General features: G+C 56.1%; 7 protein-coding genes. All 7 read right to left on the bottom strand.

Annotation, left to right across the window (positions count from 1 at the left end):
- Positions 1 to 86: 86 nt before the first annotated feature.
- Positions 87 to 1,454, bottom strand: coding sequence for a group II intron reverse transcriptase/maturase (gene ltrA / locus DBO86_RS05825; RefSeq protein WP_108233196.1), 1,368 nt, complete (start codon positions 1,452 to 1,454; stop codon positions 87 to 89).
- Between the two features lie 735 nt (positions 1,455 to 2,189).
- Positions 2,190 to 5,567: a pilus assembly protein gene (locus DBO86_RS05815; protein WP_167399098.1), complete on the bottom strand. Its 3,378-nt coding sequence runs from the start codon at positions 5,565 to 5,567 to the stop codon at positions 2,190 to 2,192.
- 13 nt (positions 5,568 to 5,580) lie between these two features.
- A complete protein-coding gene (locus DBO86_RS05810; protein ID WP_108233194.1) occupies positions 5,581 to 6,123 on the bottom strand; it encodes a hypothetical protein in 543 nt (180 codons plus the stop codon).
- A complete protein-coding gene (locus tag DBO86_RS05805) occupies positions 6,120 to 7,064 on the bottom strand; it encodes a PilW family protein (protein ID WP_167399097.1) in 945 nt (314 codons plus the stop codon). The genes DBO86_RS05810 and DBO86_RS05805 overlap by 4 nt, the downstream gene beginning before the upstream one ends.
- A gap of 2 nt (positions 7,065 to 7,066) precedes the next feature.
- Positions 7,067 to 7,621, bottom strand: coding sequence for a type IV pilus modification protein PilV (gene pilV, locus DBO86_RS05800; RefSeq protein WP_167399096.1), 555 nt, complete (start codon positions 7,619 to 7,621; stop codon positions 7,067 to 7,069).
- Between the two features lies 1 nt (position 7,622).
- Complete coding sequence (locus DBO86_RS27215) at positions 7,623 to 8,117, bottom strand: GspH/FimT family pseudopilin (protein WP_108233191.1); 495 nt, start codon at positions 8,115 to 8,117, stop codon at positions 7,623 to 7,625.
- Positions 8,117 to 8,506, bottom strand: a complete 390-nt coding sequence (locus tag DBO86_RS27030; RefSeq protein ID WP_108233190.1) for a type IV pilin protein — start codon at positions 8,504 to 8,506, stop codon at positions 8,117 to 8,119. Before DBO86_RS27030 ends, DBO86_RS27215 begins: the two co-directional genes overlap by 1 nt.
- Positions 8,507 to 8,537 lie beyond the last annotated feature (31 nt).

Below are 8,537 nucleotides of genomic sequence, written 5' to 3'. Positions count from 1 at the left end.
AAATCGGGATAGGGGACGGCTACCGCCGTTCCCCTCCCACACCACCCGGCATGCGGGTCCGCACCGGGCGGTTCGAGATGTTGAGGTCAGGAGAGTCTTGGCATGCCCAGACGATCGAAATAGCTGATCGTCAATACTTGGTGTCCGGCAGTCAGGCTGTTATGCCACCAGCGGCGACTCAGCGCCGCAACCGATTGCGCCACGCTCTGCGTACCCCCTAAACGAAGCAGTTCCCGGTAGATCGTCTTGCCGCGTCGCCACTGTTTGAGTTGAAGGGCTCGTAGCCTTCGACGCATCCACTCATCCAGCCTTCGCCAGACTCGCGGGGTTTGCGCCAAGCTGAAGTAGCCTTTCCATCCCGGCAGATAGCTGCAAAGCTTTTCGATCACCTCGGCAAGGCTGCGCCCGCCATTACGGCGAGTACGCTGCCTGATCTGCTGCTTGAACACCCCCAGTGCCTTCTTCGAAACGGCACGCCGCACCTCACCATCGTGGGTTTGCCATAAGCAGTATCCGAGGAAGTTACGTTCAAACACGCTCGCCACTGCACTTTTCGATTCATTGATCTTCAGGCGCAGCTTGTCGTAGCAGCGTTTGAGGAGGGCCATCACCCGCTCGCCAGCCTTCTGGCTGCGCACATAGACGTTACAGTCGTCGGCGTAACGGGCAAAACGATGTCCTTTGCGTTCAAGCTCTTTATCCACCTCGTCGAGCAGCACGTTAGCCAGTAGTGGCGACAGTGGCCCACCTTGCGGCGTGCCTTCCAATCGCTCGATCACTACACCACCATCCATGATTCCAGCATTTAGATAGGCCCGCACCAGCCGGATCACGCCAGCATCATTCACGCGCCTACTCAAACGCTCTATCAGGATGTCGTGGTTGACCCGGTCGAAGAACTGGGACAGATCAACGTCCACCACGACGCAGTAGCCTTCTTGGGCATACCGTTGGGCAGACAAAACCGCATCCCAGGCTCGGCGACCTGGCCGGAATCCATGGCTATGCTCGCTGAAAGTGGGATCAATCAGCGGTTGCAGCACTTGCAGCAGCGCTTGCTGGATCAGACGGTCGGTCACACTGGGGATGCCCAGCTCTCGTTCACTTCCGTCTGGTTTCGGTATGCATACGCGCCGTACTGGTAATGGCTGGTAGGTTCCCGCCAGCAGTTGCCGTCGGATACTCGACCATACCTGCCTGAGGTGGGCTTCGGTCTGCACTATGTCCAGGCGATCCACCCCAGCACCTCCCTTGTTCGCCTTCACGCGCTTCCAGGCGCGCTGCATATTCTCCTGTGCGACAACCTGTTCCAACAGGCATCGCCCTGCATCCCCCAACCCTTGGCGCGGGAGGCGTGCTTCATCGCTGGACGGTAGCATCGAGGCTTCACCTCGATCCTGGACGCCCCGCCCCGTTCTCACAGGCATCTGATGCAATGCACGGCTCATCGACAAGACGTTTGATGCTCCTTCTCGTTCGGCCCTTCGTCTGGTGTTTCGAGCCTACAGTGGCTCAGCTATTCGACTACTACGGCCTCTGCTGACTTCTCGCTCCGATCAAGCACCGTCGCCCTTTCAGGCGTAAAGCGAGATCTCCCCAGGTAAGAACGCACTCCTTCTCTGCACAACCGCCGGATTTACGCCGCTTCGCCTTGGCCACGAGAGCTTCGCGATTCCTTGCCCGCTCGCCCTGCTCGGCAGCGCCTCATATCCGATTCTTGTCCATCGGCTCGCAGATTACGCTCCACGCTTCCTCCCCACGCTCGGTCACCCTTACGCAGTTGCGCTTCGCTTCGTTCACTGTGGCCAGCTCACGGGAGGACTTGCACCTCCAAGAGTGCGCCCATGCTGGGCGCACAAGAAAAGGCCCGCCGATGGCGGGCCTGCACCTTAGCAGAACGAAAGATGGGTTAGGGCAGGAGACAGGCAATGCCAGTCTAAAGTTAGGCAGTCGCCCGAGAGAGCCCACAGGGCTGCATTTAGCTGCCCCGCTTGCCTTCGCCCCCCCTGCAGACTCAGCTCAACACAGTCGCATACCCAGCGCACACGAAGAGGTCGCACCAGCAAGAGCAAACGCCGTTATGGCTCAACCGCGAACTTACGCCATTCACCTTAGCTCGCAGCCGTTCATCACTCGCCTTTATCAGCAGCGCCTCGTGACACATATCACCGGGTAAACGTGCCGTTACATCAACGATCAATATCCGTATTCCAGTAAATGCGCTGCCGGGTTTGATCCGTCTCCGGCACGATCTCGTTGACCTTAAGGCCCTCGCAGCCAATACAGACGGTCACCAACTGTTCTCCGTTTCCATCTTCGTCCGCTACCGGAACGGTCGTGATGATTGGCGGAATAGGCATGCCACCACCCACGATTTCAGTACTGGTATCACGGTCACAAGATGACGGATTGAATAAGCTCCGCTGGTAGGACTTGGCGATACCCAGTGCCCGTGAGCACTGCCCCGGTGTTGTAGCACCTCCAGGCTGATAGGAGTTGAACATTACTTGGCCACCGGCAATGGCCGAAGAATTGACGATTTGTTCGCCCCGCCCTTTCATGTCCATGTACCAACCACGTAGCCCGCTGACTTCGCAACTGGTGCTGGCATCTACATCGGCGATAGTGACATCCCCCAATTGATTGCCATCCAAATTGACCGCCTCCGTTTGTGCAGCGCCCGGCAGGTCGACGTAGACATAAAAGCGATCCTGGACACTGGAAACATAGGGGTAGTTGCTTTCCAGTGGGCGCTCACGGTTACCCGAGCCAAGAGTGACATAAACGCTGTCGCGGAGAACCGCAACGGTCGGCCGGTTCAAAAAGCGCCGGGTCGTATCCAGCGTGTTGGCAATCTTGGTGATTGACCAGGCGCTCTGTGCGAGGGCAGTGATACTCCCATTCTCGTTCAATGTGGCGAAGTTAATCCTGTACAGCCCGCCGGCCGCGTCCGCTGCATAGGCAAAATCAACGGTGCCGTTGAAGTCCATATCAACAGTCGCAACCTCGGCCACCACGGGCGCATCAGTCGGCAGATCCGCCGGCCCGCGAAGCACTGCCCCGCTCGCTGCGTCCAGAACATAGATGCCCTTGCCCTTCGCGGATGAACTGCACGGATAGGCCGCCTGATCGCTGTCCAGGCAACTGTCATATCCACCACCAAATACAACTACCGCCTTCTTCGCCCCCTCGTTACTAGTATCCTCCACGAAAGCACCCTGTGGCGTCGACCAGCTCTGACCCAATCCATCAAAGCCCGTTGGGCAACCGGTGTCGTTGTTGAGGTTGGGGCAACCAAAGCGCCACAGAAGATCGGGCGCAGTCGGATCCGTTACATCCAGGCCATAGACCATCCGCCCGCCACGACGCATAGAAGGATAGATATAGGCCCTATCAACTAGATTATTCTCGTCGTAAGTCACGATCTGCCCGATCGAGCCGTCGAAGAAGTAATCCTTGGCCGTCGGCGTCGGCGTCGGCGTTACAGTCATATCCTGATTCGGGAACGCAACAATCGGCGAGTTCTGGTAGAGCCGATTGATCTTTGCCACATGCTCGGGTGCCAACAACGACCACTGCTCTCCACCATCCTCGGCACGTACAGACTTGAACAGCCCATCATTGGCCCCATAGTAGACAAAGATCCCGGTAGTACCGCCGTAGTTGATCGTCAGTGGGCGTGAGTGGATGACGTCGCCATGGATGCTCGGCCGCCCACTGGCCGTGGCCAGCACCTCAGCTGCCGGCATCGTTTCACCAGCACCTGGTTCGGTGCCGATGATGTAGTCCAGAAGGGGCTGAGCGACCACAGAACTGGTCAGTGCAGTCAGGCCTGATGCGCCAACTGTGAGTACATTACGAGCATCGAGATCACTGCGACGGGAGACCTGAGCCACCCCGCCCTTCTCGACGAATGGGCCATCAGGGAGATCCGACCACGCACTGTAGGCACTGCCTCGGCACTGGCTAAGCGGAGACGGGGTGATACCCAATGACTGCCAGTAGGTACCCGAATCACTGGTCCAGAAGCTTTCGGCACACTCTGCGGCGAAACCGGAAAGCGGGTTGATAGCCTGCTTGCGATTGGCATCGGCCAGTTCGGGGCGACCGTTGAACAAGGTGATCTGATAGCGCTTGAGGTTGCCAAACCAACGCGGCTTGGCCTTCTGGTCCGGGCGGAACATACCGATAAAGACCTGGTTCTCCTGCTGAGCGCGGTTGGTTGCACTCAACGGCAGGGTGACAGCCGCAAAGGTCGAACTGACAGATAGGATGTCCGACAGAGCCGTATTGATCGCATCGACAATGGCCGACTCACTTTTGGCTTGAAAATAAGTACCGCCACCGGCGTTAGCCGCGCTAAACATCAAAGCAGAATGCTGCTCATTAGGTTGCTTATTGAAAACATCAATTGTGTAGGTAATAACAGGGACACGCTGAATATAATCCTCCCCACCCTCTACCTTCACACTAACCGGGACGCCTTGCTGATTTAAAAACTTAGACCAATCATCCATATTCCAAGCACGACCAGATACCGTATCAAAGGCACCATCAATCGCTTCAATTTTTACAGTAGCCCCCTCAACCACAGATAGCCTGGCTTCGCCAGCCTTACATTTACCCTGAAGTACGGGGCTACTTGCGCAGCTACAAAATTCTTTTCCGTCACACAAGCCATTCGTCTTCGCCTCATCAAGAGAACACTGGTTAATTGAGTCCGACACGGCATCTTCGGCGGTGACATAACATGACTTCGAATAACCAAGCGCCGTACCACCCTCTACAATCGTGGCAAATTTCGGCATGGGTAACGGTGCAGGACTAGTACTTTCTGCCAAGCCATCTGGCGCAGCCACGCCTAAACTGCTATACAGCGTTCTTAGCGCGTTACTATTAGCAAGCGCATCACCCGAGGGTCCACGGGCATTCGGATTACCGATAAAGATCAGATAAGTTTTGCCGCAGGCGCTATCGGCGCTCAGTGGTGAGCGGAACCGGCTGTAGTTCGTAGTGTAAGCGCTCTCGTCGGCTCTTTCAGCATTGGTTCCACCGCCGCTGTAACTCTGAGCACCTCCCGCCAAGTAGTTGTAAACGTCATACATCAAGTTGCCGTAAGGCGTATTGGAATTGCGCTTTTCAAGATTGCCATTGATATCGTTTTCAATCGTCGTCAAGACAGTATTCAGCTTATCGACAGTGTTCACTCCGCTGGGGTCGGACTCCGTAAGCTGCTGCAAGCGAAAGCGCACAAAGCCGCCATCCTGATTGGCATTACCTTCGGTGGTAAACTCCACCACCCCAACATTGACCTTGCCCTCAAGGCCAACCAGGGCCTGCTTGATAGCACGAACTTCGGACTGCCCCTGGGTCAAACCGCCGGGCCACTGCTGATTTTGCCGCGCCCAGTTGGAGGTATTGTCGAGTACGAAAATAACGTTTGGCAGCCCGGAAACACTGCTATCGTTACCAATAAAAATATCGATATCCTCAGCCTGAACTGCTCCCGCGATACTCAGCCCAGCAACCAGAAGAACTCGCTTCAACAAATCCAGATACTTTTCCATCATATTTCTCCTGTTACGCTGGGCAAGCCGTCGCTATATTGTTACTGGTCGCACGAACCGCCACGCCTTGCCGGACAACAACCTCAGCCCCCGTGAGCACATCACGTGCCGTTGCGCGTATTTCCCAAACAGAATTTACGCACATGGAGTTCTCGGAGTCCTGAATAAAGCAACTGGCATCCGACGGATCCGTCACATTCAACGCGGAGTTCTTGATCGGTAACACAATCACACAGCTGGGGCTATCTATTACTACGGCAATATCGACGCTGCCGTCGCCATTGAAGTCGTAGCACTTGCGATTAGACTGCTCGCATGATGTTTGAAATACGTTGGAAGGCGAACTTAGGAACTGCGCGGAACTTATTGCCTCCTCTATGGCCGCATTGGCCGCATACTTGGCAAGGTTACGGCTCTCCATGTTCTGAACGACCTTTAGATTGGTCTGGGTCAGGTTAAAACCACTGACCACCATCAGCGTCATCAGTAGCAGCATGATCAGCGCCACCAACAACACCACGCCCCGCTGCTGACGAATCTGCTCAAGATTATTCATGGCAACTCCCTGCGCCCGGCAACATTGCGCAAATGCACAGTCGTCGAGTAGAGCTGGCGCTTGAAGGAGCGCACTGCCGTCGGCACCGTATAAGACGCGCCAGCAATAGTGTAGGTTCGGGTATCGTCATACCCAGCCGTCGCTTCGAGATTGCGTGCAATCAGGGAAACCTTGACGGCGACCACATCCGACCACTGAGCTGTAGTCGGGGTCGCCGTGAAAACGTCAACTTCGCTGTCACCATCGGTATCGATGCCATACTCGAAACGCATGATTTCGATGCCATCCACCAAGGCAGTCGCAGCGCTGTAAACCGAACCATCCAACTGAGTGCGCACCAGTTCATCACTGGCATTCACGTAGTACACGCGACTGAGAAAACGGTAGATTGGTGCAGCAGTCGTGCAATTTCGCTGCCTGTAGGTAAGTTGTGCACTATTACTCTTCAGCAAAACCGCGCCCGGCGACTCGCTCTGACACGCAGCGACCTGCAGGTGGAAACTGCCTGCAAGCAGCGCGGCACAGCCACTTACTCCGGCAGCACAAGTGCTGGCACGCCGCACAGCAATAAAATCTGAACCGGTTTTACTATTGGCGCAGTTGGTACCACTTAGCTCACCCTGCACCGGGTAACCCATTGCGTTAATCAGGTCGGCCTCAGTAGTCGGACACAGTGGCGGCAGAGTTGCCGCAACAAGCTGAGCCCCTGCCTCGCCCCAGAAACCTGCATTAGCCAGCTCATCTTCCATAAGCCCCAATGCATAAATACCGTTCTCGATCTGACGCCCGGTTTTCTCGATTTCACCACGTGTTCGACTGTTACTGATGAATACCTCAGAAACTGCCAGCAAAATCACGATGCCCAATACCATGGCAACCATGATTTCTATCAGGGAAAACCCTCGCTGAAAGCCGGGTACTCCAAGACGCCTGCTATTCATGCTCATACCCCCAGATAGGCCAGAACGACATCGACACTGACCGCCCGACGCAAGTTGTCGTCGCCATAATCGCCTTGCCCACACGCCAATGAAGGTGCAACCGTTGGCGCCATCCCCTGCCAGGCAACAGTAACCCGAACCACTGCCTGCCCACTGGCAGGCGTCGAGATGTTCTCGATACATCCTCTGGCCCCAAGAATGCTGCCCAATTGCGAGCCGCCGGAAGCCACACTGGCTCCACGAAGCGCCTGGTTCCATTCGCACAAATCCTTGGCGACGTCATAACCGGTCCCGCAGACTTCATTGTTCAAGCCGTACTCTGTAGTGGAACCGTAATTACCACTACGCGCTGCCGCTGGATTACTGCGAATGCGGCTGGCCATATCCTCTACGAGCAGCATCGCCTGTGCACGTTGATAAGCCTCAAACTGACTATTGAGCATACGTGCGTTCATGCCAGCCAAACCAAGCAAGCCAATTGCCAGAACCAGCAAGGTAACCAGTACCTCGATAAGGGTGAAACCACGATGCCTGTTAAGACGATATTGACCATTCACCCTAACACCCTCCTTTGGCAGAGCTGGCGCGACCATCCAGGCCAAGCGTCAGGCAACTTACGGAGTCTGGTGATTCAGTAGTGTCGCTACTGACTTCGAACTCGGAAGCAGCCGACACTCGCCCGGACGCACTGAATGCAATAGAACCCGGCCCGGTTATGCCCACTCCGGATGACAGCGTATGCGCCAGAATAGCCGGCTGTCCCGATACAGGGCTCGCAATCCCCCACCCTGCTAACCAGCCACCGCCGGCTGGCGCCAGAGTGATCTGACGATTTCGCTTAATGGCCTCTGAGCGCGCCAAGCTAATTGCCGAGTGCAGATCAGCAATCGTCGCACGCACCCGCTGCTCGGCAATAATCGAGCGATAAGAAGGCACTGCAATTGCGATCAAAATAGCCAGAACAGCCAACCCGACCATCAACTCGATCAGCGAAAAGCCCCGACTGGTATGTCTCAAGCCCGCAACGCGGCGCCGCCTGCATTGCCCGGCCATTACCACGCGCCTCCAGCCCAGGTTTTGGCACCACTCTGATCAATCACCAGATCACCATCTCCAGCCTGCACAGTCCCAGCCTTGGGCGCAGCCGTAATGGTAAATGCCGGCGGAGCAGTGCCTACTCCGGAGATGCTTACCGTGTAGTTCTTCGTCACGCTAGCAGGCTCCTGCACGCCCAGCGCACTGACAGTGCTGAGATAGGCACGTGAATCCATCAGAACCTGCTGCTGACGCTGCGCCAGATCCATCAGGTAGGACTGGGCCTCAGCGCGATTGGCTCGAACGACGTACTGAGTATAAGAGGGATAGGCGATAGCGGCCAGAATGCCGATGATCGCCACCGTCACCATCAGTTCAATCAGGGTAAAACCTTTGCTTGCTCGCACGTTTCAACTCCTCCTTCAAGTAGCAGCCACG

Source organism: Ectopseudomonas oleovorans (assembly GCF_003052605.1).
Taxonomy (GTDB): Bacteria; Pseudomonadota; Gammaproteobacteria; order Pseudomonadales; family Pseudomonadaceae; genus Aquipseudomonas; species Aquipseudomonas oleovorans_A.
The sequence above is the reverse complement of the archived record's forward strand: the minus strand, read 5'-3'. Positions and strand labels throughout refer to the sequence as shown.

Excerpts from the sequence above, each read along its gene's own strand:
- DBO86_RS27215 (WP_108233191.1), bottom strand. The coding sequence starts at position 8,117 with ATGGCCGGGCAATGCAGGCGGCGCCGCGTTGCGGGCTTGAGACATACC.
- DBO86_RS05805 (WP_167399097.1), bottom strand. The coding sequence starts at position 7,064 with ATGAATAGCAGGCGTCTTGGAGTACCCGGCTTTCAGCGAGGGTTTTCC.
- DBO86_RS05810 (WP_108233194.1), bottom strand. The coding sequence starts at position 6,123 with ATGAATAATCTTGAGCAGATTCGTCAGCAGCGGGGCGTGGTGTTGTTG.
- DBO86_RS05815 (WP_167399098.1), bottom strand. The coding sequence starts at position 5,567 with ATGGAAAAGTATCTGGATTTGTTGAAGCGAGTTCTTCTGGTTGCTGGG.